Annotated in this window: 29 protein-coding genes; 4 read left to right on the top strand and 25 right to left on the bottom strand. The window is 47.3% G+C overall.

The genetic code is table 11. The features are described 5' to 3' along the window. Positions 1-440: 440 nt before the first annotated feature. Positions 441-1319, bottom strand: coding sequence for a nucleotidyltransferase-like protein (locus tag FS818_RS22665; RefSeq protein WP_251511901.1), 879 nt, complete (start codon positions 1317-1319; stop codon positions 441-443). Between the two features lie 131 nt (positions 1320-1450). Between FS818_RS22665 and FS818_RS22660 the strand changes: the two genes are divergently transcribed. Beyond that, on the top strand, positions 1451-1828 hold the full coding sequence (locus tag FS818_RS22660; protein WP_090924511.1) for a DUF2614 family zinc ribbon-containing protein: 378 nt from the start codon (positions 1451-1453) through the stop codon (positions 1826-1828). A 250-nt stretch (positions 1829-2078) separates the two neighbouring features. Here the strand turns inward: FS818_RS22660 and FS818_RS22655 are convergent, their stop codons facing one another. The 17 genes from FS818_RS22655 to uptA all read right to left on the bottom strand — a co-directional run bounded on the left by FS818_RS22655 (position 2079) and on the right by uptA (position 15725). Continuing rightward, entirely contained in the window at positions 2079-3848 is a 1770-nt protein-coding gene (locus FS818_RS22655; RefSeq protein ID WP_260989947.1) for a glycosyl hydrolase family 18 protein, read from the bottom strand. A gap of 110 nt (positions 3849-3958) precedes the next feature. Further along, complete coding sequence (perR, locus tag FS818_RS22650; RefSeq protein WP_090924521.1) at positions 3959-4384, bottom strand: peroxide-responsive transcriptional repressor PerR; 426 nt, start codon at positions 4382-4384, stop codon at positions 3959-3961. 157 nt (positions 4385-4541) lie between these two features. Further along, the gene (locus FS818_RS22645) at positions 4542-5963 is read right to left on the bottom strand and encodes a DUF4097 family beta strand repeat-containing protein (RefSeq protein ID WP_145334923.1); all 1422 of its coding nucleotides are present in this window, start codon (positions 5961-5963) and stop codon (positions 4542-4544) included. 31 nt (positions 5964-5994) lie between these two features. Continuing rightward, a complete protein-coding gene (locus tag FS818_RS22640) occupies positions 5995-6597 on the bottom strand; it encodes a hypothetical protein (protein WP_145334921.1) in 603 nt (200 codons plus the stop codon). Between the two features lie 150 nt (positions 6598-6747). Beyond that, positions 6748-7458, bottom strand: a complete 711-nt coding sequence (locus FS818_RS22635) for an MgtC/SapB family protein (RefSeq protein ID WP_145334919.1) — start codon at positions 7456-7458, stop codon at positions 6748-6750. A gap of 33 nt (positions 7459-7491) precedes the next feature. Further along, positions 7492-7959, bottom strand: a complete 468-nt coding sequence (locus tag FS818_RS22630; protein ID WP_145334917.1) for a GNAT family N-acetyltransferase — start codon at positions 7957-7959, stop codon at positions 7492-7494. 132 nt (positions 7960-8091) lie between these two features. Continuing rightward, positions 8092-9531 carry an Asp-tRNA(Asn)/Glu-tRNA(Gln) amidotransferase subunit GatB gene (gatB, locus tag FS818_RS22625; RefSeq protein ID WP_145334915.1) on the bottom strand — a complete coding sequence of 480 codons (1440 nt, stop codon included), beginning with the start codon at positions 9529-9531 and terminating at the stop codon, positions 8092-8094. A gap of 26 nt (positions 9532-9557) precedes the next feature. Beyond that, positions 9558-11015, bottom strand: coding sequence for an Asp-tRNA(Asn)/Glu-tRNA(Gln) amidotransferase subunit GatA (gatA, locus tag FS818_RS22620; protein WP_145334913.1), 1458 nt, complete (start codon positions 11013-11015; stop codon positions 9558-9560). 27 nt (positions 11016-11042) lie between these two features. Continuing rightward, positions 11043-11330 carry an Asp-tRNA(Asn)/Glu-tRNA(Gln) amidotransferase subunit GatC gene (gatC, locus tag FS818_RS22615; protein ID WP_090924504.1) on the bottom strand — a complete coding sequence of 96 codons (288 nt, stop codon included), beginning with the start codon at positions 11328-11330 and terminating at the stop codon, positions 11043-11045. Between the two features lie 173 nt (positions 11331-11503). Further along, entirely contained in the window at positions 11504-11887 is a 384-nt protein-coding gene (locus FS818_RS22610; protein ID WP_145334911.1) for an ATPase, read from the bottom strand. Positions 11888-12049: 162 nt separating this feature from the next. Continuing rightward, positions 12050-12274: a hypothetical protein gene (locus FS818_RS22605; protein WP_145334909.1), complete on the bottom strand. Its 225-nt coding sequence runs from the start codon at positions 12272-12274 to the stop codon at positions 12050-12052. Then, positions 12267-12605 carry a YxlC family protein gene (locus tag FS818_RS22600; RefSeq protein WP_145334908.1) on the bottom strand — a complete coding sequence of 113 codons (339 nt, stop codon included), beginning with the start codon at positions 12603-12605 and terminating at the stop codon, positions 12267-12269. The genes FS818_RS22605 and FS818_RS22600 overlap by 8 nt, the downstream gene beginning before the upstream one ends. Before the next feature lies 1 nt (position 12606). Continuing rightward, complete coding sequence (sigY, locus tag FS818_RS22595; RefSeq protein ID WP_145334906.1) at positions 12607-13134, bottom strand: RNA polymerase sigma factor SigY; 528 nt, start codon at positions 13132-13134, stop codon at positions 12607-12609. Between the two features lie 142 nt (positions 13135-13276). Further along, the gene (locus FS818_RS22590; protein ID WP_145334904.1) at positions 13277-13642 is read right to left on the bottom strand and encodes a hypothetical protein; all 366 of its coding nucleotides are present in this window, start codon (positions 13640-13642) and stop codon (positions 13277-13279) included. A 258-nt stretch (positions 13643-13900) separates the two neighbouring features. Next, complete coding sequence (locus FS818_RS22585) at positions 13901-14533, bottom strand: MBL fold metallo-hydrolase (RefSeq protein WP_145334902.1); 633 nt, start codon at positions 14531-14533, stop codon at positions 13901-13903. A gap of 5 nt (positions 14534-14538) precedes the next feature. Beyond that, a complete protein-coding gene (locus tag FS818_RS22580; RefSeq protein ID WP_145334900.1) occupies positions 14539-15108 on the bottom strand; it encodes a thioredoxin family protein in 570 nt (189 codons plus the stop codon). Continuing rightward, complete coding sequence (gene uptA / locus FS818_RS22575) at positions 15108-15725, bottom strand: undecaprenyl phosphate transporter UptA (protein WP_145334898.1); 618 nt, start codon at positions 15723-15725, stop codon at positions 15108-15110. Before uptA ends, FS818_RS22580 begins: the two co-directional genes overlap by 1 nt. A 158-nt stretch (positions 15726-15883) precedes the next feature. On the opposite strand from uptA, the gene FS818_RS22570 reads away from it, so the two are divergent. After that, positions 15884-16231 carry a dehydrogenase gene (locus FS818_RS22570; RefSeq protein WP_145334896.1) on the top strand — a complete coding sequence of 116 codons (348 nt, stop codon included), beginning with the start codon at positions 15884-15886 and terminating at the stop codon, positions 16229-16231. Positions 16232-16512: 281 nt separating this feature from the next. On the opposite strand, the gene FS818_RS22565 is transcribed toward FS818_RS22570, so the two are convergent. From FS818_RS22565 to yyaC, 5 genes are all read right to left on the bottom strand, one after another. Further along, positions 16513-18669 carry an O-antigen ligase family protein gene (locus tag FS818_RS22565; protein ID WP_186375568.1) on the bottom strand — a complete coding sequence of 719 codons (2157 nt, stop codon included), beginning with the start codon at positions 18667-18669 and terminating at the stop codon, positions 16513-16515. Positions 18670-19405: 736 nt separating this feature from the next. Then, entirely contained in the window at positions 19406-20647 is a 1242-nt protein-coding gene (locus tag FS818_RS22560; protein ID WP_145334892.1) for a class I SAM-dependent methyltransferase, read from the bottom strand. Positions 20648-20827: 180 nt separating this feature from the next. Then, positions 20828-21547 (bottom strand): DUF6483 family protein, encoded by a 720-nt coding sequence (locus FS818_RS22555; protein WP_145334889.1) that lies wholly within the window; start codon positions 21545-21547, stop codon positions 20828-20830. A 204-nt stretch (positions 21548-21751) separates the two neighbouring features. Continuing rightward, complete coding sequence (locus FS818_RS22550) at positions 21752-22543, bottom strand: alpha/beta fold hydrolase (protein WP_145334882.1); 792 nt, start codon at positions 22541-22543, stop codon at positions 21752-21754. A gap of 78 nt (positions 22544-22621) precedes the next feature. After that, positions 22622-23161, bottom strand: coding sequence for a spore protease YyaC (gene yyaC, locus FS818_RS22545; RefSeq protein WP_260984780.1), 540 nt, complete (start codon positions 23159-23161; stop codon positions 22622-22624). A 213-nt stretch (positions 23162-23374) separates the two neighbouring features. Here yyaC and FS818_RS22540 point away from each other — a divergent pair, with 213 nt between their 5' ends. Beyond that, positions 23375-23596, top strand: coding sequence for a DUF1128 domain-containing protein (locus FS818_RS22540; protein WP_145334956.1), 222 nt, complete (start codon positions 23375-23377; stop codon positions 23594-23596). A 107-nt stretch (positions 23597-23703) separates the two neighbouring features. Here the strand turns inward: FS818_RS22540 and FS818_RS22535 are convergent, their stop codons facing one another. Continuing rightward, the gene (locus FS818_RS22535; protein WP_145334880.1) at positions 23704-24441 is read right to left on the bottom strand and encodes a pirin family protein; all 738 of its coding nucleotides are present in this window, start codon (positions 24439-24441) and stop codon (positions 23704-23706) included. A gap of 150 nt (positions 24442-24591) precedes the next feature. Next, entirely contained in the window at positions 24592-25596 is a 1005-nt protein-coding gene (locus FS818_RS22530) for an asparaginase (protein ID WP_145334878.1), read from the bottom strand. 180 nt (positions 25597-25776) lie between these two features. On the opposite strand from FS818_RS22530, the gene FS818_RS22525 reads away from it, so the two are divergent. Continuing rightward, on the top strand, positions 25777-26478 hold the full coding sequence (locus FS818_RS22525) for a phosphatase PAP2 family protein (RefSeq protein ID WP_145334876.1): 702 nt from the start codon (positions 25777-25779) through the stop codon (positions 26476-26478). The last annotated feature ends 102 nt before the right edge of the window (positions 26479-26580 follow it).

Genomic DNA, 26580 nt, shown 5'->3' with positions numbered 1-26580 from the left:
GCTCATTTTGAATCTGACGAGATTAAAAATCTCATTTGTGTTCCGGTTTTCATACAGCCAGATGGCATGTACCAAAACCTTCACGTCATTCTGCAAGCAGAATGTTCACTCACTCGTTGTTCAGTTTTCAAAGATCAAACACGATTGTTTTACTTATTCCTTGTCTTCACCAAGTTTCGGCGGCGACTTGAATAATGTAACACATTTCGTTTGTTTTCGTCAAGAACTTTTTTTAATTTCTTTTTTAACACTTCATGTTGTTCACTTTCCCTCAACTGAATTTGTCATTTTCTGATGTTTCACTCATTTGGGGAACGAAATATAATGTACCATAATCTCCAGATCAGAGTCAACACCTAAACATATAAATTATTAAACAAAAAAAGGAAGGTTTCCCCTCCTTTATACATCACTTCTCAACAGCAGATTCTGCAAACAGATCAGGTCTCGATCCAATAGCGAATTTCCCTGCCTTCCCCTTCCAGTGAGGGCCATCCAGCTGATTCTTTTACTATAGAACGAAACACAAGTTTTCGAAGTACCAACGGCAGGTCCTTACGAACAAATCTTAATTGAGGATGATGAACAAGTTCATTAATACTCCATGGCTCTTTTCGGCTTCTAATCACACGGAGCAGAAGTTCAGAGCATTCTCCCATTTTCGACATGACAGAAAACTCACAAGCGAGCAATACAAGCTCCACGCGCTGTTCCAAAGTCTCAGAACTTACCGTCAGCTCCTGATACAGCTTCCATAATGCACGATCTAATTGCTGCACATGAGTCCAGACGGCATGATCAGGGTAGATGCCCTGTTCAATAAGCACGATCCTTGCCCAGCTTCCCAGTGCCTCCAATGCATTGTAATAGGCATCTACAACATGCCCCTGCTGGATATGACGCTTCGCCTCAACGTACATCCTTAGAAAACTGGTAAACTCGTGAAACAGTTTTTGCTCACGCAACTCATTCCCAAACGAAGATAACTCTTCTCTCAAATCGCTAATCTGGTTGCCCGTTTCCCAGATAATCTCCCCTTCGATCAGGCATTGCATGAGATTATCATGTTCTCCCGTAACCGCAGTAATCTGTAAATCAGACTGGCTGACATAGATCAACTGATAACGAAGATCTCCGTATCTGTAATGTTCGACCGTTGACATCGATTGATCTGTGTTATGCACAATCAGTACCATCAAGTCAAAATCCTGGATCAGGGAGCCGTGGAATCGCTCTCCCGGGTGGGAATAAGCGATAGCCCCAACTGCCCCTGTCTCTTCCGACTGCTCGGACAAAAAAGCAAGGTTCTTTAATTCCACGATTCCCTCCATACAATTTATACAATTCATGGCAGTTTAGCGCCAAGTCAGTTATAATGTAATTCGACATGATATACAATGTTTCCTTCTTTTTCAGGTCCGATACTACTCATACGATAGGAGCATTTTTTATGATTTTTAAATCAGCAAAAATTAATGCTTTTCGCACTTGGGGATTACTGTTAACCATGCTAGGAATGGGCCTAATGATACTCGGGACAGCCGGAATTGTGTTCTGGGGACATGCCGGAAAGGTCATCGCAGCGGTTGGCCTTGTAATCGGGCTTGTTGCCATGCTGGGCAGTTTGATCATTTATTTCTGGGCAGGCATGCTCTCAACCAGTGCTGTGCAGGTCGATTGTCCAGAATGCGGCAAGTTAACGAAGATGCTGGGTAAAACAGATCGTTGTATGTTCTGTCACACGATTCTGACGATGGACCCGAACAAAGCCAATACGATGAGTCCACCTGTGGAACCAACGACTCCACCCGCCGCGCCTTCCAAGTAACTCACATGCGCCCGGAAATCCATTAATGCATTTTGTCCATAAATCTTCACCGTACACTCTTAAACTCCGTACTCAATCTACAAAGTGGGTACACGTTATCCAGCGCGGTTTGTAGTGCATAGAGTTGCAGGTGTATCTGTTATTAACGTTCTGAAACAGTAGTCGTTCATCAAAAAAGGACCCGGTATCTTTACCGGGTCCTTTTTTGATATTGCACATGATGAGAATGATAAGTTCGATTTATTATAATTTACTTGGAATAACCAGCCTCTTTGAGGGTTTCCCATGCTGATGCATTAGCAAAGCTTCTATTCCATGCAGCTACTCCGCCCAGTTTCAACGAAGAAATAAGATTCACCCTGGCTTGCAGGGATACGGCATCTTCGATCCAGATTTTTTTGACGGCGCCATCTTCCTTGTACTCTACATAGTTTTGTCCGCTTGCTTGATCCAGAACAGGTTTGAGTTTCTTCTCTTTAATTAACTCCTGAACGGAATTCATACCTACCGCTTTGGAGGAAACTTTGATCTCTCCCTGCTCATTCGCTTTTTCAGTCCAAATCCGTGTATATAAAGGAACGGCCATAATAAGCTTGTCCGAAGGGACTTCATCTTCTTCCAGTATGCGACGCATCGAGGATTCGGTCCATGGCAACGAGGCGACAGAACCTGCTTTCGGGCTGGCTGCCCAGTGCTCGTCATACGCCATCACGATAATATAATCGGCAAAAGCTCCTAATCCACGACGATCCAAAAACGCAGACCACATTTCACTATTTGATTTTGGCGTAACATCCACCGATAACATGAGTCCATGAATACGAGCCATCGCCTTCATTTCACGTACAAACTGGGTAACATTTGCTCCATCTTTGGTATACACATTTTCAAAGTCGATATTGATACCGTCCAGCCGGAACGTTTTGGCATAATCCAACATTTGTTCAATGATGTGTGTACGCTTGGCGTAAGTAGACAGTGCCTCCTTCGTAATGTCCGGATCGAAACTGTTATCCATCAATCCCCATACTTCCATCCCTGATCGCTTGGCCCAGTTCACATAGGCTTGGTCTCCTTTGCTTTTCACTGAGCCATTGCCATCGGTAATATGGAACCATGTCGGGCTCACTACGTTTACCCCAGGCATCTTGCCAATGGAGCCCACGTCAGGCTGACGATTGTAGACAGCTTCCCATACGAGATTCACAGGTTTGTTTTTCCACTTTTTCTCCGCCTCAGTGGGTGTAAACTTCGGCGTGTCCAGCGTCTTTTTCTCACCCAGAACAAGATGATCGTTATCTACATAACCTGCATAACCGTTATCCATCTGTACGAAGCTTTGATCTTTCCCCGTCTGCCACACACGCACTCTCGTATTCTGCTTCATATCCGTGAAAATGGGAGAAGACTCTTCTCCGCTTTTATACAGAGGAACGGTCTGATCTTCTTTGGATGACAACGTATCAATCGTTGCATATTGGATCGTGTCTCCACCGCGCATCAAAATAACGGCTCCTGTTGTCGGATCTTCCTGAACGGCCAGCCCGTATACCTCCTTCAACGGTTGAAGGGGAATATACGCCTCATCAGACTTTACCTCCGGCTTTACTTTCAGCGGATAATTTTGATGATTCAGTTCAGCCCGGGTACTGCCCTCTTTCATATGCAGCACTCTCTGCGGAGAAGCAATAATGATATCCCTCGAATCAGGTTCATATCGTATTCCCGGATCTACCGCTTCTTGCAATACCTTCACGGGCAGTTTAAGCTGACCACCTGTGCCAGAAGCATCCTCATCCATAAGCTGTCCATCTACAAAAATAGGCTGATTTCTCCCGAGCCAATCCGGGTCCTCATAGACCTTATTCAACCATACGCTGGTAATAAGCCAATAGGCACCACCTGCCACCAAACATGCACCAAGTAACCCTGGCCAAAATGAACGTCGTTTACGACGTGTATATTTGCTTTTTCTACCCAAACGACTACCTCCGTTAATTCCATAGATGATGGTAAACATCCCAAAAATCATAGATATATTTCACATGGATGTTTTTCTCAAAACTCTGTATAAATAAAAAACGTGAAGAATCCATACTGAATTCCACACGTTAATATTGTAAATCATCTCTATTGATGCCTGCAACTTTTGCACACACCATATACTTCCAATCGGTGACCATGTACCTCAAATCCCGTGCTAGACTCCGCCTGAAGCTCCACACTCTTTAACGAAGGATAACTGAAGTCTTCAATCTTGCCACACTGGTCACATATCACATGATAATGATCCGTCACATTCGCATCAAAACGGCTTGAATTATCTCCGTAAGTCAGTTCCCGAACCATACCGGCTTCCAGAAACATTTTCAAATTGTTATATACGGTCGCCACGCTCATACTAGGAAATTGGGGTTCGAGTGCCTTGTAAATCTCATCAGCTGTCGGATGTCCCATCGATTCCATCAAATAGTTTAATATGGCATGACGCTGGGGTGTAATACGGACACCGGTCGTTTTGAGCTGCTCCAACGCATGTTGGACACGTGTTGCCATAAAGCCCACCGCCTTACCTTTCATTCTCTGTTTTGAAAAATAAATCGTCGCCATCATACAGAGTATAATTTCCCGGCTGTACACAACGACAAACGCTCTTTCACGTCATGTAACCTTGCCAGTGTACATTTATTGTACGGCGATTGCAAGTTTATTGTCAACGCGGCGATGCAGGAACTTCGGTTGTATCCTCTTCGGAATTTTGGCCTTCATCCGTCGTTTGTTGTCCTCCCCCATTCGTATCCACAGACTCTTCCAATATGGATTCTTGTGTAGAAACTGCCGGATTACGCTCTACCGTAAGATCACTATTCCCTTCAATTTTGATTCTGTATTCTCCCTCACCCAATTGCCCTTCAATCGTTTTGTTTTTGACGTCGAACGGCATATCCGTCTTCAAATCCCCGTAACTGCTGGAGCCCGACAGACTATAATCACCACGTTCAGGGATCACAACGTTAATGGCTCCCACTGCACTATATACATCCCAATCTCCACCGACTTTAGCGGAAACAATGTTAATACTGCCATTCAGAGACTGAGCTTTCACGCCCAGATTAGCACCATCCAGTGTAATATTGCCATTCCTGGTTTCAGCTGAAAACTCGCCGAAGGAGTCTGTAATGCTGACATTTCCCACTTGCGTGGTTAAATCTACATCTCCCGAAACACCGCGTGCTTTCATATCGCCACGGTTGCTATCCATGTCCACGTTCCCTATAGCATTCGCTACGATTACGTCCCCGTTTAGCGTTTTCCCCGTGATATCGCCAACCGCATTCGTAATCCGAATCCGTCCATTGCCTGTCTCGGCAAGAATGGTCTTGATAGCTTCAGGACGGTTTAACAAAATGGCACCATTCGATGTGCGGATATCCAGATTGAAACGGCGATCGTCTGGAATGGTGATCATCATGTTCATGCGTGGTTGCGTTTTTTCATTTTCACCATACGCTTTACCTGTCGCTTTAATATGAATGACCTTATCCCCTTCCGCTTCTACAAAAGAAGCCGCGGCTACTGCCTTGGCCTGGACTTCAGATGCTTGGTCGACCCAGACAACGGTATTCACTTTAATCTCATCCGTATCTCCCCGCTGGATTGTTATATCTCCGTTCACGCCTTCGACCACGATATCCGAAGTATCCATACGGACAGGAACCCCGATCGTGACCTTATCTTCCTTATAACCGGCAGCCTGACTGTAGTCCATTGAGGCAGCTCCCAGATTAAGACTGACGCGGTTCCACAGATGCATGTAGTGATCCTGTTCTGTCACAATAAATACAGAAGCGGTTAGAATCAAAGAGGCCAGAATGCCTTTGGCATCCGGTCTAAAACGTGCTTTTGGGCGCTCATCGGGCGGGGACAAACGATCGAAATCCCGTTTACTTCTCATGCGTGTCCACAGGAACAATACAATCCATTCCACACCCAGAGCCACAAGCAAAAACGGCCACCAATCCACGAATTCGTAGAGGTAGTCTGTTCCCCACTGTTTATCCATAATGAGCAGTACACCAACACTAGCTATTAGAGCAGCAGCCGTAAAACGTCCTACCCGAATTTTGCGGTTCATTCTTTTCCCTCCTTCCGTCCATATCCGTTCCCTATATTTTCTTCTTACGCAGCATAACCCAAAATTCCCGACCGAATAGCAATAAGCCGCCTGCGATCAACAGAATAGCAAAAGAATATCCGCCATACATGGCAATCAGCTCTTGAAACCAACGTGGTTTACGGAAGAACAGCACCATCAGCGAACCTCCCACAATTAACAGAAGGCCAAACGAAATGCCACGTTCCCACACCATCATGCTCTCCCGTTCAGAACGTTCGCCAGATTGCGGCTTGTCCAAATTACCTTGCGTTACAGCCCGGCGTCTGCGCAACATAATCCAATCAGCCGATTGTAGCACATCATATACGTTGTAGAAGTAAATCACCGGAATACAAAGAGCCAGCAAGATCAGTAAAGGCACATTGATCTGTATGCCGATGGACGAGAAGTACAACAGAGCGGACAAATCAAGCAAAACAAGCAAAATAAAAGTCAATCCTCGCATGTACAGACGTAAATAAATATGTCCCAGGCCCGGAACAATGGCACTTAAAAGCCCCGCAATAAACTTATGTGTTTTATTCCGTACCTTCTTGGGTTTCCTAGTCTTTCCTGTTCTTGCGCGATCTGTATAGCCCTTCTCCTTCTTCATAACATGCTCCTTTCTCTGAAAAATGACCGTTACCCCTCATCATGCATTTGGTTAGATAGTACCCTAAAGCGCCCGAAGAGTAACTGGAATAAAAATGGATATTAAGAAAAACCCTCTGCCATGCTTGCGCTCAGAGGGTTAAGAATTCCTTTATTCAATCGACACTTTGGTCATGTGTTCCCACTGTCTTAACTTGGAGACAATCTGTATTGTCTTAAAGTCATGCGGCACTTGCACATGCAGTACAATTTCTATTTTCCGCTCAACGGATACGACTTCTGCAAAAGCCAAATCTGGTTCATTCACGGTAATTTTACGAACTCTGATCTTCTCCTGTTCCATAAAAGACGAGACCTTCTCTAACGTCCCTGGTTCGGACAAGGTATGAAGGGTAATGACATGCAGCTTATTACCGCGCAAATACCTCAGCTCTAATTTGTTAAAAACCCAAAGATTCAAGAGTACCAGCACGGTGGAAACGATGGAGGCAAAAAAGAATCCAGCTCCTGCGGCAAGACCTATCGCGGCAACCACCCAGATCGACGCAGCGGTTGTGAGTCCCGTTATGGACTTACCCGTGAAAAGAATTGTACCTGCGCCTAAGAAACCGACACCGGTAATTACTGCTGTAGCCAGACGCGCAGGATCAATCCGCACGTTTAATTCATGCGCAAAATCCTTAAAACCATAGATAGACAGCATCATAATCAGCGCTGATCCAAGACATACCAAAATATGGGTTCTTAGTCCGGCAGCATGATTGGAACGCTCACGTTCCAGACCGACAAGTCCACCAAGCAGCATAGCCAGCAATAAACGAAGCAAAATATGCCATTCATCAATAAACCAAGGATTGCTCAACGTTCCAGTTCCCCCTCTAAGTTGTTCACATGCTTAAAGCTTATTCTTATGAAATGTCGTTAATTCCACTCCAGGAGCGATCTCTGCCGCATCGACAGGTTTAAATCCAAACTTCATATATAGATTCACCGCCGCTGTATTCAGCGTTCCTGTACATACGATGTAGCGTGGCAGATCGGGATATATTTCGAAGACATGCTTCATTAATGTAGCGGCAATTCCTTTGCGAAAGTGGTTCGGATGTACCATCATACGTGTGATCGTTAGTGTGTCCCGTTCTTCCTCCATCACAGCCACTGCACCGAGCAGCTCTCCATCCTGCTCATCGACACATCCGTAAAAGGTTTCCCCGCAATTCTGTAGTGTTTCCATCGTATCCAGCAAAGGCGGAATGTCTTGAAATCCAATAATCTTTGCTTCCAACCGGTAAGCCATATGTTGCAGCCTCCACAATTGGGCCAACATATCTTCATCACGCAGTGATAATGATTGAATCCTCATCGTTAAGCAGCTCCTCCGTATCAGAACTCATAAACCGTTAAACCGAAATAACACGGTGCGTCAGAATTGTTAGTAGCAAAAAAGAGGCTGTCACAGGGACGAGCCTCTTTCGGTCCAACCTCACCGGAAGGATTAGCGGTTCAATACATCTGCGAGCAGTTGGTTGGCAAGGGCTGGATTCGCCTTGCCTTTACTTTCTTTCATAACCTGACCTACGAGGAAACCGATAGCCTTCTGTTTACCAGCCTTGTAATCCTCGACAGATTGCGGATTGTTCGCAACGACCTGCTCTACAATGGCAAGGATCGCTCCTTCGTCACTGATTTGTACAAGCCCCTTCTCTTCAACGATCTGCTGTGGAAGCTTACCGCTCTCCAGCATTTCCTTAAATACCGTTTTAGCAATTTTGCTGTTGATGGTGCCTTTCTCCAGCAACCCGATCATCTCACCGAGTCCTTGCCCCGTCAGCGGAACTTGCGTTACTTCAAGGTTATTGGTGTTAAGGTAACCAAGCAGGTCACCCATAATCCAGTTGGAAACGGATTTGGCATCCTGGGTATATTTCAGACTGTCTTCAAACAGGTCTGCAATCGCTTTGGAAGAGGTGATCACCTCGGCATCATAACTAGGCAGACCGTAATCCGCAGTGTACCGGGCTTTACGCTGATCCGGCAGTTCAGGAATTGAAGCTCTGATGCGTTCCTTCCATTCGGCATCAATATGCAGTTTTACCAGATCCGGGTCCGGGAAATAACGATAGTCATGCGCTTGCTCTTTGCCACGCATCGACAAGGTTTTACCCTGTGCCTCATCCCAGCGGCGTGTCTCTTGAACGACTTCGCCACCATCATCGAGAATTTCAGCCTGACGATATTGTTCATATTCCAGACCACGCTGCACCCCACGGAAGGAGTTCATGTTTTTGAGCTCCGCCCGGGTGCCCAGCTTCTCCTGACCATGTGGACGCAAGCTGATGTTGGCATCGCAACGAAGAGATCCCTCTTCCATCTTCACATCAGAAACGTCACAGTACTGCATGATCGCACGAAGTTTTTCCAAATACGCACGCGCTTCTTCCGGAGAAGAAATCTCGGGTTCGGATACAATCTCTACCAGAGGAGTCCCGACACGGTTGAAGTCTACAAGGGAGGCATAACCGCCATCTACGTGTGTAAGCTTTCCTGCATCCTCTTCCAGATGCAAACGTGTGATACCAATTCGTTTCGTTTCGCCGTTAACTTCGATATCAATCCAGCCATTCTCACCAATCGGCTGATCAAATTGTGAAATCTGATACGCTTTGGGTGAATCCGGGTAGAAGTAGTTTTTACGGTCAAACTTGCTCACATCGGCGATTGTGCAGTTGAGAGCCATTGCGGCTTTCATCGCATAGTCAACAGCCTGACGGTTCAACACAGGCAATACGCCCGGATGTCCGAGACAGACCGGACAGGTGTGTGTATTAGGCGGAGCTCCAAAAGCAGTGGAGCAGCCACAGAAAATTTTGGAGTTGGTATGTAACTCCACGTGGACTTCGAGTCCAACGACCGTTTCATATTTAGATGCGGACATTTCGTTTTACCTCCGTTCCGGGCAGTCTACAGCTGCGGACGCTGCTTGTGGAATGCTGTATTTTGTTCATACGCATGCGCTACGCGCAGTACGGTTGTTTCATCAAAAGCTTTACCGATAATCTGCAAACCAACAGGCAGACCGTCTGCGAATCCGCAAGGAATGCTAACCGCAGGAACACCCGCCAAGCTGACTGGAATCGTCAGAATGTCATTCAGATACATCGTAAGCGGATTATCTACCTGAGAACCCATCTTAAATGCCGTTGTAGGTGCAGTAGGTCCAATAATCACGTCATACTTGGCAAAAACATCATCGAAGTCCTGTTTGATCAATGTACGTACTTTCTGAGCTTTCAAATAATACGCATCATAGTATCCGGAACTGAGTGCATAGGTTCCAAGCATAATACGCCGTTTTACTTCCGGACCAAAGCCCTGACTTCTGGACTGGTGGTACAGATCCAGCAAATTCTCCGGATTGTCCGCACGTACACCGTAACGCACACCGTCAAAACGAGCCAAGTTGGAAGAAGCTTCAGAAGAAGCAAGCAGGTAATAAGTAGCTACTGCATATTCGGTATGCGGCAGCGACACTTCTTCCCATGTCGCTCCAAGACCTTCCAGCACTTGAAGTGCAGCAAGAACTTTCTCTTTTACTTGCGGGTCTACACCTTCACCGATGTATTCCTTCGGTACGGCAATGCGCAATCCTTTGACATCCCCTGTCAGTCCGCTCAAGTAATCCGGAATATCTACCTTGGCAGATGTCGAATCTTTAGCATCATAACCCGCAATGGCTTGCAACACATAAGCAGAATCTTCTACATTTTTGGTCAGAGGTCCGATTTGGTCGAGGGATGACGCAAAGGCCACCAAGCCAAAACGGGAAACCAGTCCATAAGTAGGCTTTAAACCGACAATTCCGCAATAGGAAGCCGGCTGACGAATAGAACCGCCCGTGTCTGATCCAAGTGTGAAATATGCTTCTCCCGCAGCAACCGCTGCAGCAGAACCACCTGAGGAACCACCCGGAACACGATCAAGTGCCCATGGATTATGCACGGGTGAGAAGCTGGAATTCTCGTTGGAACCGCCCATGGCGAATTCGTCCATATTCAGTTTCCCCAAGGTTACGGTATCTGCTGCTTTAAGCTTCTCGACAACCGTTGCATCATACACCGGGTCGAAATTGCGAAGGAACTGACTTCCGCAAGTCGTACGCAGTCCGTTTGTCACGATGTTATCTTTGATACCTACTGGTAAGCCAAACAGCAAACCTTTCTCATCACCGCTGACAAGTCGGTCATCCAGCTGACGAGCGCGTGCGCGTGCGTTCTCCTCGTCCAGTGTCAAATAAGCCTTCACTTTGTCGTCATGTGCGCCGATATTCTGATACGCCTGATCGACCAGATCACTGACCGATAGTTCTTTGGCGTGCAGCTTGTTATGTAACTCAGGCAACGATTGTTCAAATAAACTCACAGTGCTTGTCCTCCTTCCAATTATCCGTTATTCCATCACAGCAGGCACTTTAAACTGCCCGTCTTCTTCATCTGGTGCGTTGTGCATCACCTGTTCTATGGACAGGCTTTCCTTGGTTTCATCCTCACGCATCACGTTGCTGACATGCAAAACGTGAGTTGTTGGCTCAATATTGTCCGTATCCAGCTCGTTCAGCTTCTCTGCATATTTTAAGATCGCGTTCAGCTGACCTGTCAACGTCTGTTCTTCTTCAGCAGTTAGATTAAGCCGAGCCAGCTTGGCTACATGCTGAACGTCATTGTTCGAAATACTCATTACCGGATGCCTCCTTCAATCGTTCTGTGCCTGAGACAAACCTGCAAACGAAGCGTTCGTTTAACGGGCTAAAGTCCCAAGATAACTTTTCTAATTATAGGTGAGATAGTTCGACAATTCAATGCAAATGCAAAAAAGGAGCCGGCATCAGCCGACTCCTGAAATTCTAATCCTTAAATCCATGCACGCAGATTAACCTGCTTTATAAAATCCGCCTGGGACATTACATCATTCGCGGTTTCTTCTTCCTCTTCCACAACTAGAGGTTCACCGTTCATCAGATGATGAAACAGCTTCTCATTATGTGTCGCAAGGGCGTAATCTATCAACGCTTCTCGCTCGACCCGCTCAGCTTCCTGCTTCAGCAGAACCTCTTCCAGATCGACGTCGCCGGATGGAACAAAAAAGTTCCGATTAACCAGCGGCACTCGAAGCACGTAATCGAACGCATTGTCCGGATTCCGGTCATAAGCGATGATGTATCCATATTCCCCCACAGGAAGATTTTGCTCAAACGCATCCGCGACGATGACAACCTTCTCTCCTAATCGCAGCATCGTCTAACCTCCTGGTAGTCTATCATTCATATTTATTTGTATAGTCTACTAGAAAAGAATAACGATGTCTAGGAATACTAGATTTAAACAACATATTTGTGCAAAATCTTTTTGGAGTTTTTCTCAAGACAACCCTAATCGTTCCCATATCATCTGTTATGTTTACTTCTTGCTGTGTCGTTTCATGTCTGTACGAATTACAACTAACCAGTAAATTAACAATGGACCTGGAACACTAGTAATCCCCCACAATCCCCATAACCAAGGAAAACGTCCTCGTTTACGTGCGTCCAGAAAAATCCAAGTCCCTTGAAACAACAGCAGGAGCGCAAGGAATACAAGTAAAACCGGTGGAATCTCTTCTAACGAATAATGCAATCTATTCATGATGCATCGTCTCCTTCCGGTGCCGGACCAACGATACGACAGCTACACTGACAGCAATGACAGTACCCAGAACTTGTATACCCAAGTACACGGCAGGAGAAGAAACAAACAACAACGTTCCCAGTGTAATTATCGTCAGTGCGACGAACCAGAAGCAGATAATCTCAACCAGATTGGCTCTGCGCTTGATACGTCTTTGTTCCCTTACACGGGATTCGAGTGTTGCCAGGGATGGAATATCAGCAGGTTCACAGACATCATCCAGCGCTTTCATAGACTGTTGTAATCGCTGTACGATTTCCTTATCCTGTGACTCGTTCAATCTGCTCATTTTATTCCAGCTCCTTTCTTAATTGACGGAGACCATAAGCTGTCCGGGACTTTGCTGTTCCGGCAGGTACGCCTAACATCTCCCCGATCTCATCGTAACTATAACCATAATAATGTTTCAGCAGCACAGTAATGCGATGCTCGGGGGTTAGCCTCGTCATCGCGTCCATCACATCTGTCCATTCCTCGTTTCGACTTTCGAGTTGCCAGCGAAAACGTCGGATTGCCTGATGGCGAATCAAGTCAAGCCAGCTCTTCTCCCTCTTCTTTCGCCTGATTCTGTCTATGTAGATACGAGTTCCGATAGTGATCATCCATGATGAAAATGCTGATGTGCCATCATAACGCCGAATATTTTCCATACAGCGAATCATGGTGTCCTGCACAATCTCTTCAGCCAGATTAGGGTCCATCGTAACTTTCACAAGATATTTATAAACAAATGAGTAATGTCGCTGTAGTAGTGTTGCAAGTGCACTGTCATCGCCCTCTGCCGCTCTGCGCACTTCCTCCAATTCAGCTGTTCTCATTATGATGATCACCCGCTTCCTGTTCAATCTAAAGGTAATACGAAAGATACTGCTCAAACGTTCAACGCTAAATGAATTTTTTTGAAAGGGCCTTATTGTTTTCAATTCTTGAGTAATATGTATACGACAATTTCCCGGGCAATCAGACTCCATTTCGGTAATCTTGCAGTTTGTCGAACCACCGCTGATTACGGGCTCCGTTTTGCAACACACGACTAGTCCATGTATTTTGCTGAAACATAAGGTCTGGTTTAGTACGATTTAATTTAGAATGCCCCTGATCAGAGCGGGATTGCTTTGTTTTTTTATAAATGGAATGATCTGTATCAGTACTAGCTTGACCTACACTCCAATGAGGATGTTTATTTCTATAAATTGGATTCACACTGCTATTAGGTATGTATGCTTTCTGATGAACCGCTTCCTTAATAACCGAATTCATGACGGAATGCAACTCACGTCGTCGATCATCAAGACATGTGTATTCTGATTGCTTCGGCTGAAACATGTTTATTTTCTCCACATCGTTCTCCCTCACTCTCGCTTATGAATACGTACTCCTTATATTGTTCTAATCCAGCTAAAGAGGGCTGAAAACAAAAAAAGAACGCAAACCGGGTATAGACCACAGTCTGCGTGCTTCGCAAGTTAGGGTATTTCTATTCAACGCTTTAGTTAAGTGATGCCTTAACGCTTGTAACAACTAATTGCTATTCTAATGAAAAAGCTGACACTTGTCCAGACTTAATTCATAGATTCTGTCGAATTATCTGGCAGGAACGTAAGGATTATTCTGTTTTTCATAACCTATCGTTGTTTTGGGGCCGTGTCCCGGATATACCTTAACCTCATCGGGGAAACGATACAACTTATTCTGAATGGAGTCCACCAGATCGCGTTCACGTCCACCTGTGAGATCCGTTCTGCCTACGCCCATCCGGAACAACACATCCCCGGCAAACAGATCATTTTCGCAAAGGAGACTGACACTCCCCGGAGAATGTCCTGGCGTATGATATACCTGAAACGTATGGCCTATCAGTTGCAACTTCTGACCTTCATCCAAGGCAAACTCTGCCGGATTCGCTGTGATCGGTGGTGTGACTTGCGGCCAGTTCAGCGACCCGTTCAGCTTGGCCGTAGTCAGCCAATCACTTTCCAGATCATGCAAGTAGACGGGACAACCCTTCAGCTTACGAATCTCCTCCACCCCGCCGATATGATCGAAATGAGCATGGGTCAGAAGAATCGCTTCAATCTCCAGATCCTGAATAGCCTTGAGTAGCGGGCCGGGATTCATGCCTGGGTCAACAATAACAGCTTTACCCGGGTCCTCGCCCTGTAACAGGTAGGCATTGGTTTGCAACGGCCCGAGCGTAAATGTACGAATGTTAAGCATATGAATTAAAAACCCGAAATCAGTTCACGCAGCTCACGAATGATCACTGCATGGGACTCCGTTCCTTCCCCGTAACGTTTCAAAATCTCTTTGCGCGCTTCGGCCATATTGTCCTGATAGTCTGCAGCTTCACGGTCAGGATTCAGTCGTTTGAACTCGACCATAACCTCTTGTACGTGCTGCGGGCGCGGCCCCCATTGACCCAGAACATGTCCGCCTGTATCTGCTACGATCACAATCGGCACAGAACGGCCACCCATCGTCAGGAATTCATCCATCACATCCGGATGATTTTCCATAATCAGAACTTCAGTCGGGATGCCTGAAATCTCCAGCGCTTGAAACACAACCGGAATATTACGCACAACGTCACCACACCAATCTGCGGCCAGAATCAGCACACGAAGGTCGTCACGATAGTTCAGACTTTCAAAGAACTCACGATCCTCTTCGCTTGCCCAGACAAAGCTGTCATAGTTCGCCTGAAATTCACTTTGATTTTTGGTCATACTCGCGATAAATTCCTTCGGTGGCAAGCCTTTACCGAATTTGTGGGACAAGTTAGGTTTGGACATTACTTCGCACTTCCTCTCTTTTTACGTACATTCATCCATTTGATAACAACATAAATAATCATAAGAGCAAGCGCGACAAGCAAAATCGGCGTAATAAAGGGAGCCGCTTTCTCGTCTACATGCTTCCACTGATCTCCAAGAATCATTCCTAAATATATAAACAATGCAGTCCAAGGTATAACAGCGAGTGTTGTCAGCAGAATGAATTTGCCTGTGTGCATTTTCGTGATGCCAGCCGGAATCGAAATCGCATGTCTTACGACTGGAACAAATCGTGCTGTGAAAATAACACCTGTGCCATATTTGCGGAACCACTCTTCGGAATGATCGATGTGTTTTTTCTGGATCAATATGTATTTGCCGTAACGTTCAAGTACAGGTCTGCCGCCATAACGACCGATCCAGTAAATAAACAGCTGGGCCAGCACTCCGCCCACTGTACCGAAAATCATCGCACCGAAGAAGTTAATGTTATGCTGAGAAACGAGAAAACCGCCATATGCCAGCACAATTTCACTTGGGATAACCTCCAGCATTAACCCGAGCATGATGCCAAAGTATCCGAGACTTTGAATCCAGTCGAATAATTGGCTGACAATGTTATGAATAACGTCCATCTCAACCCTCTTTCTTTTTCCTGAATGGCGGTGCCTGTCGCACCATGGATGTTCGTCCTTATTTTATCACAGCCCCCTGAACGTGGCTACTTAAGAGAACCGGACAGTGTCCTGAGGGCCCTGCTCCGCATATGGTATGGGGAGAGGAGTGTGGGAACGTGACATTTAAATCCACGCCCGGGTCCCCCCCGGTCAAGCATAAGCAATCCGGACAACAACTGCCCTCTGCCCGAGGCATTCGCCGCGCCTGTAGCAAGGAGCTATACCGGACAGCCAAGAGATTGAAATTGTATATCTCCCCAGAACGTATGAAGCAGGCCGAGGAAAAGTACTACGCCAAAGTTATTGCGAATCTGCTCTGGATTGGAGAAAATCGCAATGACCGCAAAAAATTGTGCGAATGGTGGAATACCGAAGTCAGCGCAGATATTGCTACGCTCTGGGAGGTTGAGGTTGAACCGCTGAAAGAAGCATTCAAACACGCCTTTGGTGGTTACCGTCTCTAGAAAGTTAGAACAGGCAGGCGAAAGCATTCTCGTCCGCCTGTTCAAGACCTGCCGAGAAACAGCAACATGTCCAAGCTTTCTTTTTACAATGAAACTGCAAGGCTTTCAAGGAACAAGAGCAAGCGTAGGATGCCAAATAAAAGGTTCGTTCGTCAACTGAATTAACCATTGCAACGTTGTTGAATTAGCAGAAACGAGTGAGCTATCCAAACAGTATCTTGGTTCCCCTTGATCTGCACTTCTCTGATCTGCTTCAGTGCCACAGCCATATATAATGGATGCTACTTTAATTTTTTTTGCGTAGTCACTTCATGACCAAAGGAACCCGCAACAATTCTGTGCAAATTCTCTGCAGTCAACGAAGATGAAGGATGCATATGAAAACGACGATCGTTACGCATCCGTTCTGTATTTACCTGAGATGCTAGTTCTCTGTAATGTTCATATATTTCTATCCCGATCGCCGCAGTCTTTTGGGCTTGTCGGACTTTTCCTTCTGAAATCTCACGCATCGTCGCCTGTTCCATCCAGTAGAGCGCCGTCCTCTGGGTTATAACGTCATAACGATTCATGGCATTGGCTGAAATGAAATATGCACCCGCTTGCTTCCCTTCTCCAGATTTGGCTTCCCATCGACCAAGCTCCACATAAAGGTCCGGATTACTAGGTGAATGGGACAAGCTGTTCAATAAGACGGGTCTGGCTTCCGCTTGAGGCAACATACGCGCAAGAGAAATCGCTAAATCAGGCCGTTCTGGATTCAAACGATATGCTGATCGAAGATACCGGACACTCGCTGTTGTCCCCATTGGCTCAGTCAGTGCATGGCGATACTGCACATCCGCCCATGCGCAACGTGCTGTAATCCAGACAGTACTCCCAAGCCAGCATGTAAGCAGAAGTAAGACTGCATATCGTTTGATGTGGCCTGATATGACATATGAAAACGACGTAGGGGTGCAGGTACGGATGTAACTACAAACGTTATCATAGATGTGGGTCTGAGCACTGTGATTTGTAAGACAGTGTTGAGGCGATGAGGCTGGTTCCGCTTCTATTCTCAGCGCAACCGCCCATGCCGTGAGCCAGATGAAGAGCATCCAGCTGAGCGCATAACTCCAGTCGAAGTCCACGATTCCATGCAGGACGAAGACAAGCACAGGCGGCAGTAGCCGCGGCGCGAAGCGGCGGATGTTGCGCAGGGTGAAGAGCATCCACCCTGCAATCAGCGCGACGCCGAGCAGGCCCGTATCCAGGGCCAGGTCGAGCAGCCCGCTGTGTACCTCGCCGCCGACATACGGCGAGGACTGGATGGCGCGGAACATGCTGCGCCATGTATTCCCTCCGTGGCCGAGCCATGCGGCCTCGGTCCATAACCGCAGGGCATCCCGCCACAGCTGCAGGCGGGATGCCCCTGTGCCGACACCTGCCGCGAAGCGTTCGGCGGTGGAGGCTGCGGCCATCAGTGCGGCGGCGATGCACGCCAGCACGGTGGCCGCGAGAGCAGTGGCGCGCCCGGCGGGGCCGCCGCTGTGCCAGAGACGGCACAGCAGCAGCGTGCCGAGCAGCGCAGCTGCCCATGCCCCGGCCAGTGCCAGCAGGCCGGGCACGGGTGCAGGCGCCAGCTGGGCAGCAGCCAGCTGGCGGTACAGCCAGGCCGCGCACGCCAGGGGCGCGGCCAAGGCCAGCAGCAGCGGCAGGCGGGCACCGCGCCGCTGCAAGAAGGCGGCGGCCGCGGCACAGCCGGCCGCTAGCCAGGCGCCGCGCGACTCGCTCAGCAGGAGCACGGCTTGCGCGGGCATAAGCGGCAGCACCGCCGCGAAGAGCCGGCGTGCCGGGACGGCTCGCCCGGCCAGCACCCCCGCGGCGGCCGTCAGCCGCTCCAATGCGTACATGCCGACAACGGCACCGTACGCATTGGGGTACTGCAGCAATCCGCCGAGCCGGGCACCGGCGGAGCTGATCTCGGGGTCAGCTGTCCGCATGACCCCGTAGGGCAGCGGCAGCACACCGCACACGGCTAAAATGCCGCTTATTACAAGCAAGCCGCCCGCCAGCTGCCAGCCAAAGGCCAGCCAGCCCACACCATCCTTACTCGCTGCCAGCAACACAGCGAGCAGGGCAAACATCGCGAGCAAGCTCCAGCGCAGCATCTCATGGATACTTCCCTGCGTACTTACCGAGCCTGCCCAAGCATGCAGGGCATAACACGCCATGATTGCCAGAGGAATCCCTACATGCACTAAATCTACGACTTCCAGCCGAGTGGATTCCGACCGAACGGAGGCCATGCCATCAATTCCCCTTATCAGTACGCCTCGTTTATACACCACGAGAGAGAACAGCATGACAACACCCGTCATCAGAATAACGGGGTACAAGTCGGCCGAATGGAACAATCCTCTTCCCAAACATCCTGCCAGCAATATAGCTGCCATGCTTACACCTAAGACTACAATCCACCATCTGGATTCTCTATTACGATTCTCACTACCCTTATTGCCCATTTCAATCTCACAACTGGACGCGAATGCCCCATGCCCAGAGGTCAAGAAACGGCGCGGACTGGCTATACCGTTATATGTATTGTGATCAACTCTGAAATAGCACCCCTTTTTCAGAGGATGACTTGTACCCACATTCATACTCACCCCTATGAGTTCTGACCGGTTAGAGGCTCCTTCTCTAATCTCTTTCCTTTCATTCAGAAAGCTCTGATGTTGATCTACATTTCCTACTTGTCCATTCTGATTTGCCTCCCATGCACCCTGATCTGGATGTAGCTCTCTGTTCTTCACCCCGTTTCCTCCTCCCTTCATTATTTGAAAAATAAAAAAAGGCAGAAGAATCCCTATTCGGGTCCTTCTGCCTTGGTTCACACCCTCGCCGTCAGATCGGTTTATGATCTGGATCGGCAACCGTCGCTGAACGGGAATCGGATGCAGACGCACATTCTTATTTTAATCATTCATTCTCTTAACCATCATGAACTTGTTCACGCATCATGCCGACATCAATGGCATCCTATATCTTGCACATCAAGTAAAGCGACCCTGGTACCAGTATGTCCTCTTCTTCATGTATGCAGACCAGTCATGCACGAAACATGCCTGCTTCGGTGCTTCTTGTGTTCTTTATTGGACTATTTATCATCCATTACCTTCATGCCAAACATTAGTGAAGATTACACTTCGCAGACCGCTCCAGGTTTTCCCTGTCCACTTTTCCACCCGTTATGCTCCCTTCAACCGGCAACAGATCCGCACAAGCACGCTCCAGATATGGATCGGCATGAATGAAATCACGGAATGCGGTGTATTCACCCCACATGTCCTTCACTTGACCCGCCTGACCGCGAACGGCGCGAATCAGAATATTTTTCGGTGTATTCTCCAGATCAATGAACTCGAGCAACTGTGTTTTATATCCCATAATATCCAGCAGTTTGGCGCGAATCGCATCTGTTGCCAGTGCAGAGAAACGCTCCTTCAAAATGCCATGGGACAGAAGCGGGTTCATCACCGGAGACTCGACCTGGTCATACAGCTCATGCTGACAGCAAGGAACCGACAGAATGACAGAGGCTCCCCAGCGCACGGCTTTCTCCAAGGCCGCATCCGTAGCCGTATTGCAAGCATGGAGAGTAACAACCATATCCACTTCGTTCAGTTCATCATAATCCGCAATGTCACCCACAAGGAATTTCAGATCACCGTAATGCAAACGTCTGGCCAGGTCGTTACAGTGTTCAATGACATCCGCCTTTAAATCCAGGCCAATAATGTTAAGCGAACGTCGCTGTTGTACGGACAAATAATGATACAGGGCAAAGGTCAGATACGACTTGCCGCAGCCAAAATCTACGATGGTGAGCGGACGTCCTTCCGGCAGATGGGCAATAACATCCTGCACCATCTCAAGGAAACGGTTGATCTGCCTGAACTTATCATACTTGCGTGCAAGCACACGTCCTTCCTCGTTCATAATCCCAAGTTCAACGAGGAAAGAAACCGGAACGCCCTCTTCAAGTACATATTGCTTTTTGCGATTATGGGACAGATCCACCGCTGTTTTGGATGGGGATTTGGTCAGAATCGATACTTTATATTTTTTGCTGATCAAAATTTGATAATCGGCCTCTGTCGTACAGAGCAGTCCCTGGCGAAATGTCTCTTCACATAACAAAGTCATACGCTCCAGCGCTTCAGCCGGGGTCAAATTCTCATGCAGCACTTTATTCGCGTAATGAAAAGCAAACTGGTAATGAAGCTGATTCTTTAGCGTAACCGGCTTCACCTGCACTTTGGTAAACGAGACATTGTCCCGTCTGCGCAGCTGACTCCAGGTCGCCGTAATCAGCGAGTTCTGTTCAAAAATATCTTGTATAAGCTTTCGCAACGAATCCACGGGGTACATCTCACTTTCGGTTTGGTTTGGTCAACCGTTACCATACCATAATTCCGTTCCCTCTCCAAGTGAAGAGCTACTCTCCATAAGTTCAGTCATCCAATATTCTATAAGATCAGCGATCCATTCGGTTATTCTTCTGTTACAGATAAGTAGTAAGTTGAGTTATATATCTATATCTTTACGTGCTTAACCATTCACCTGCTGACGTTTGGTTTCAAGTGCTGTAATCTGCGCCAGCCCCTCTTCCACCTCAGCTCGCGGCAAACCGCCCTGCTCAAGCTGCTCGTCCGTAAGTTCCGTCAGCCTCTGATAAAATGCTCGCGCGTCCTCTTCATACTGTACCGGATAATCCGCACCCAGATGCATCAGTCTGTACCAGCCGTTCTCCGCCGCATCATATCGGCCCTGTTGCTCCCGATATAACGCAAGTTGCTTCTCCGTTCGCGCAGGAAGCTCGTATCCCTTCATTTGCTCTATAATTCCTTCTATGCGGTCAGGCACCTGTAACAACTCGCGATTAGCACCATGATTCTGGGCATACAGATAAAAATGTAACGCTCGCATTAAACGAACAAGCGCCGCATCCTCTGCGTCCATTTTCTCCTCATCATCGATGCCTTCGACTCTGGCCTTCTCGTGATAGATATATGCTTCTTCCTCGATCAGTCTTGCCGCTTGCTGCAGATTGTCCACCTCAATGACGCCGCGAAAACGGAACATCTCGATCACATCCTCCGCAGGCAGAGAGTTCAGCAGATTGAGATTCATGCCAAATTGCCTGCGCATCAACTCATCCAGTTCAGACAAAGCCTCCGTATGTTTACGTTGCTGTCTAAGCGTAAAAGCCTTGCCAATCGCCTCTGTCATTTCCTCCATCATGCGGAGCAGATAATCCTTCCTGAACATCGGTGAGCCCCCTTAGATCTTCACTCATTGATCGCATACTTTATATCGCGTATTCATATGATTTATTTTAATTCATGCCGTGAAAAAAAGCGAAAGTCCTGCTCTCCTGCTTCCGAAGCCGGTCAGCAAACACATCAAAGCCCCTGCTTGTCCACATGGACGCACAGGGGCTTCATATACAAACTCGATTGATTGATCTTATGGTTAGTCAGACAATCCCGTCATAAACTGTTGAATGACCTGAATCAATTGTTCCGGCGCTTCATACATACTCATATGTCCTGCACCTGCAATGGTAGCCTGCACAATATGAGGCTTGTCACTCGTAAACGTACGTTCCGGTGGAATCAGCCCATCCTTCTCCCCTGCTACAAGTAATACTGGAAGCGGTGTGGCAGACAACACATCACGGCGATCTGGACGTTCACGCATAGCCAGTGCCGCGCCAACCGCACCTTGAGGGGCAGTTTGATAACCAATTTCCTTTACACGGTTCACCTGTGTCGACATTGGTTCAACATGCTCCGGAGCGAAAAGACCAGGTACCAGCCCGTCCACAAAATTCACAATACCTTCGGTCTGAATCGTAGATACTGCACGCAAACGTTTCTCCTTCGCTTCGTCGCCGTCCGGATACGCTGTTGAATGGATCAAACCGAACGCGTTTAGTCGCTCCGGATGGTGCTGTGCAATGGAAAGTGCAATATACCCGCCCATGGAATGTCCCAGAATCACTGCTTTTTGCACGTCTAGCTCATCCAGCAGTTGCAACACATCGTTGCCCATCTGTTCAATGGTGTAACTGCCTACAGGTGCATCCGTTTTGCCGTGCCCACGCAGATCAGGTACGATACAACGATAGCTGCGAGCCAGCTCCGGTACTACTTCATCCCAATAGGAAGAACTTCCGCAGTATCCGTGAAGCAGTACAAGCACTTCTCCCTTACCCTGCTCAGCATAACAAATCGTTGTTCCATCACACATCACTTTTTCCATATTAATCCCTCTCTCTGCGCGAATGTAATATTTCAGGTTGTATATTATTAAGCATTCATCTCATAAATGAAACGTTTATCATCCATTCCAGGCTTCCGTCACCGCGTCTGCAATCGTTTGTGACATACCCATGACCAAGTACAGCGAAGTCATCTGCAAAATCGAATAGGGTCTCGGTCCGTTGGCATTTACAACCGCAGCTACACTGTATTCTCCAACAGGTGGCAAATGACCACCTACGGATTGAGCAGGGCGCAAAGATGTTACCGATACATAGTATGTCCCGGTAGCATCCTTTGGGCCCAAACATGCATCTATTGCTATAACCTTATGGTGTGAAGGAATCTGGGCCAGTCTCTTTTCAAGAGTATCTGCATCGCAAGGCGTTGCCAGTGTACCGATGACATGAGGTATGCCACGCTCCTCCAGCAAAGTCCCCGTCATCGGTCCAAGTGCATCCCCGGTCGAGCGATCTGTACCGATACATAGAAACGTAATCTCGTCCAGTTTATGGAGCTCGGAGATCTCCTTGAAAAAAAGGGCCATCTTGTCTCCAGGCACACCTTTACGTACACCTCTGCTCTGTTGCCGGACAAGTTCCCGTTTATATATGGCCAAACTGAATTCCCTCCTTGTTACACACGAAAATATTGGACAACCCTGGTGCTACCTTTACTTCCAGTCGTTGTGATCTATTCTCATATTGTAACCGATGCTCCATTCTCCCGCAAAATCATTGGCTTGTCCCCTTCCACTCATGCTACAATAACAGAAGTTCCGTTTGGACAAATGAGTAACCCATCTCCGGAGATGGAAAGGATGAAGTTAACGATGGATTTAACACAAGCAACAGCAGAAAATATCGAATATATGATTGAAGCCATTAAGACCAAATTGCGGATGGCCAGTGGTGCCGCTATGCAGGGTTCATCATTCCCGCTTGAGAAATATGAAGATTTGCAGGATTTGTACGAAATGGTGATGAGCAAAGAACATTTGAGCATCTCCGAAGTAGAAGCGGTCGCTTCTGAACTCGGTAAACTCCGCAAATAAACTTCTCTCTACAAATGCGATTATCTTCACACCTGTTACAAGATAAGCAACAAAAAGGACCTGTCTTACATCAGAGCACTGATGCTGGACAAGTCCTTTTCTCTGTATTAAGGAAGATCCACAAGTACAAATTCGGCAGACTCGCTACCTGTACTTGTCATTTGTAAATCACAGCTTTTACGGATGCGAGCCGCATCTCCGGGCTTGAGATGAAAGTTTCCATCGGAACACTGAATTTCCAAATGTCCGTTAATGAGAAACAAATGAGTACGACGCTCCTCATGTTGCGGAAACATTAATTTCTTTCCTGACTCCAGCTTGGACAGATAACAGGTTACATCCTGAGCGATGCGGAGTGAATTGTCGTCTATCGATTCATCCGATGGACCAGAGGCACCTGACACAACTGGACATAGTCGGTTGAGCTGGGCGGACTCTTCTATTTTCCGATAAGCATAAGATGGCTTCAGCATTCGCTGAGAGGGCAAAAACCACATTTGCAAGAAACGTACCGGTTCATCCGTGGCTGGATTGGTTTCGGAGTGCTCTACGCCTGTGCCTGCACTCATCACCTGAACTGTCCCCGCTTCCAGCAACTGTTCTGTGCCCATACTGTCTGTATGTTTAAGCGTGCCTGATATCACATAACTAACAATTTCAAGGTCGTGATGTGGATGTTTCTTAAAGCCATCTTGCGGCATCAGTATGTTGTCGTTGTGGGCTAACAGACAGCCAAAATGAGCATTGCTCGGGTCCTCATAATCCGCAAAGGAAAAGCTGAATTCGCTGTGTATCCAACCGCGATCCGACGTGTGTCTTTCTTCCGATGTCACTACTTTAATCATATTCATCCACCTCCAGAGGATTGGAACTGCCGTATGGCAGTAATCCATGCGTGTTCAAAATGATATAGGTCAATACCAGTTGGTATGTGATCTTTACCCGGGGTCCGGTCATTCTAATCACGTTCCTTCTAAAGGTTACACGCTATCTTTTCATGAGTGGAGCACGAACTCACTATCCATTTTACCAACGAGCGTCCCCGCATCATTGCGTATGTCTGCAGGAAACGCTTCTGCAAGACGGGCAATGGTTTTGGGATTGGAATAGTTCAGTTGCTTCAATATCGATTGCGCAATGGAAGCCCATTCTTCCTCAGAGCCATCCAGCACTTTGAAGGTGATGCCCAGTCTTTCTTTTTTCAGCGCAAAACCAAATACACCCTTGAATCCGCCCTTCGCGACAATATTATCGTCCTCCAGCAACACTGAATCTACTCGATTCTTGCCACCGACCATCAGAGGGTGCTGATTCATAGCCGAAGTGATCGTCTTTACAGCCATGCGTGTAGGTTCATCTGCAATCAGGTCAGGACATGCAAGCTTGAGATATGCATTGGCCAGTGCAGACAAAGGCAACGAAAATACCGGAAAACCACAGCCATCCGTTCCTAACTGAATGTCTTTTACTTCAATATCCGCGAGACCTGCCAGTGTTTCAAGGATTTCCCGTTGCACTGGATGATCTGGCTCGGCATAGCTCCCCAAATCCAATTTTCTCATCTGACTATAACCCAGAATGCCCAGATGTTTACCCGAACAGTTATGCAGTATTCTGCGTTTCTCTCCTTGCGCCCTCAACCAGTTATTGCGGCTTTCTTCATTAAGCGGATAGCTTGGTGCACAGATCAGACATTCCTCACCAAGTCCGATTTTATGAGCCAGATGCTCCAGCACTTGAATATGCTCCGGCTCAGAACGATGTGATGAAGCCATGATCGCAATCTCTTGTGGTTTAAGACTATAATGTTCGCCTATTCCAGCCCGAATCCCTGGAATCGCTTGAAACGGTTTGGCGGATGAACGTGTAAACGCTCTGAAATGAGGATCACCAGCCGAATAGACAACCCGGCCATGCTCATCTGTAATACATATGTGTCCGTAATGAGCGCACTCCATCACGCCTGCACGGTATTCTTTAACTAACAAAGCACTCTCCACGCGAGTTTCTCTCCTTTTAAATTCCCAAATTCATCTCTGCTTTGCTTCACGGCGCTGCATGGGATATCCTCATTAGTATAGTACAAAAACGACGGTTTTACAGTTTTTTCGACAGTTGTTTCGGGTAAAGCTTTATCAGCCTGACTGAAACAATACACTTTCTTGAAGGAGATACCGCTTATGCTGCGCAATTCTCAACATCTATCATCTGAATCATCTCATGTAATGTCTTTGCAATCTCTGCTGAAATACATCCTGATTGCTTCTCTGCTAAGTTCAGCTACTGTTTTATTATTGGCTGGTATCGGAGCGTGGCTGGGTCTGGAACGTTTAATTCGACTGGACAGTCAAGTTCAGCAGCTATTTTACCTTCACTCGCAATCCCGTCTGTCTCTGCTACCCTACACTTCCTTCATCACGGCACTCGGTTCATTTAAAATATCAGCACTCGCTGCAGCAGGGTTCGCACTGTTATGTTTCTTACGGCGTCATCCCAGAACAATGATGTATGGTTATACCATCTGCGCAAGTTTCGGAATGATGTGGATTTTGAACACGTTCTTAAAAGAAATCTTTAGACGAAGCAGACCCGAACTGGATCACCTTCTCGTTGTGCATGGATATAGTTACCCCAGTGGTCATGCGATGATTTCGATGGGTTTTTACGGTATGCTATTTGTCATCTGGGCCATCGAATGGAAGGAACGGGGGGGACTTAGAAGATGGCTTCCTGTCATTTGCGGTATTCTATTTGTTCTGTTGATCGGCGTGAGTCGGGTTATGCTGGGGGTTCATTATCCTACCGATGTTTTTGCCGGATTTGCCGCAGGCTTCGTCTGGATTGGCTGCATGATACAGGGAATAAAACCCCCTGCCATTTGATCCCCTGTATCTAATTTCCAGCTTATTCATCGGACAGTTAGTTGTTTCACCATGTTGCACGGCGTTTATATACGAAGTAAGCAAACGCGAACAGACAACATC

The organism is Paenibacillus xylanexedens (assembly GCF_007680605.1).
GTDB lineage: Bacteria > Bacillota > Bacilli > Paenibacillales > Paenibacillaceae > Paenibacillus > Paenibacillus xylanexedens_B.
Note: the sequence above shows the minus strand (reverse complement) of the source record. Positions and strands in the feature narration are given on the sequence as shown.

Bases quoted from the DNA above. Each gene is read 5' to 3' on its own strand.
- FS818_RS22645 (WP_145334923.1), bottom strand. From the start codon at position 5,963: ATGAACCGCAAAATTCGGGTAGGACGTTTTACGGCTGCTGCTCTAATA.
- FS818_RS22540 (WP_145334956.1), top strand. From the start codon at position 23,375: ATGGATTTAACACAAGCAACAGCAGAAAATATCGAATATATGATTGAA.
- perR (WP_090924521.1), bottom strand. From the start codon at position 4,384: ATGGCAACACGTGTCCAACATGCGTTGGAGCAGCTCAAAACGACCGGT.
- FS818_RS22565 (WP_186375568.1), bottom strand. From the start codon at position 18,669: ATGGCAGCTATATTGCTGGCAGGATGTTTGGGAAGAGGATTGTTCCAT.
- FS818_RS22585 (WP_145334902.1), bottom strand. From the start codon at position 14,533: ATGCTTAACATTCGTACATTTACGCTCGGGCCGTTGCAAACCAATGCC.
- FS818_RS22605 (WP_145334909.1), bottom strand. From the start codon at position 12,274: ATGAATAGATTGCATTATTCGTTAGAAGAGATTCCACCGGTTTTACTT.
- gatC (WP_090924504.1), bottom strand. From the start codon at position 11,330: ATGAGTATTTCGAACAATGACGTTCAGCATGTAGCCAAGCTGGCTCGG.
- uptA (WP_145334898.1), bottom strand. From the start codon at position 15,725: ATGGACGTTATTCATAACATTGTCAGCCAATTATTCGACTGGATTCAA.
- FS818_RS22640 (WP_145334921.1), bottom strand. From the start codon at position 6,597: ATGAAGAAGGAGAAGGGCTATACAGATCGCGCAAGAACAGGAAAGACT.
- FS818_RS22600 (WP_145334908.1), bottom strand. From the start codon at position 12,605: ATGAGCAGATTGAACGAGTCACAGGATAAGGAAATCGTACAGCGATTA.
- sigY (WP_145334906.1), bottom strand. From the start codon at position 13,134: ATGAGAACAGCTGAATTGGAGGAAGTGCGCAGAGCGGCAGAGGGCGAT.
- FS818_RS22660 (WP_090924511.1), top strand. From the start codon at position 1,451: ATGATTTTTAAATCAGCAAAAATTAATGCTTTTCGCACTTGGGGATTA.
- FS818_RS22590 (WP_145334904.1), bottom strand. From the start codon at position 13,642: ATGTTTCAGCCGAAGCAATCAGAATACACATGTCTTGATGATCGACGA.
- FS818_RS22550 (WP_145334882.1), bottom strand. From the start codon at position 22,543: ATGGAAAAAGTGATGTGTGATGGAACAACGATTTGTTATGCTGAGCAG.
- FS818_RS22610 (WP_145334911.1), bottom strand. From the start codon at position 11,887: ATGCTGCGATTAGGAGAGAAGGTTGTCATCGTCGCGGATGCGTTTGAG.
- FS818_RS22525 (WP_145334876.1), top strand. From the start codon at position 25,777: ATGCTGCGCAATTCTCAACATCTATCATCTGAATCATCTCATGTAATG.
- FS818_RS22535 (WP_145334880.1), bottom strand. From the start codon at position 24,441: ATGATTAAAGTAGTGACATCGGAAGAAAGACACACGTCGGATCGCGGT.
- FS818_RS22560 (WP_145334892.1), bottom strand. From the start codon at position 20,647: ATGTACCCCGTGGATTCGTTGCGAAAGCTTATACAAGATATTTTTGAA.
- FS818_RS22630 (WP_145334917.1), bottom strand. From the start codon at position 7,959: ATGAGGATTCAATCATTATCACTGCGTGATGAAGATATGTTGGCCCAA.
- FS818_RS22655 (WP_260989947.1), bottom strand. From the start codon at position 3,848: ATGTTTACCATCATCTATGGAATTAACGGAGGTAGTCGTTTGGGTAGA.
- gatB (WP_145334915.1), bottom strand. From the start codon at position 9,531: ATGTCCGCATCTAAATATGAAACGGTCGTTGGACTCGAAGTCCACGTG.
- FS818_RS22580 (WP_145334900.1), bottom strand. From the start codon at position 15,108: ATGTCCAAACCTAACTTGTCCCACAAATTCGGTAAAGGCTTGCCACCG.
- FS818_RS22555 (WP_145334889.1), bottom strand. From the start codon at position 21,547: ATGTTCAGGAAGGATTATCTGCTCCGCATGATGGAGGAAATGACAGAG.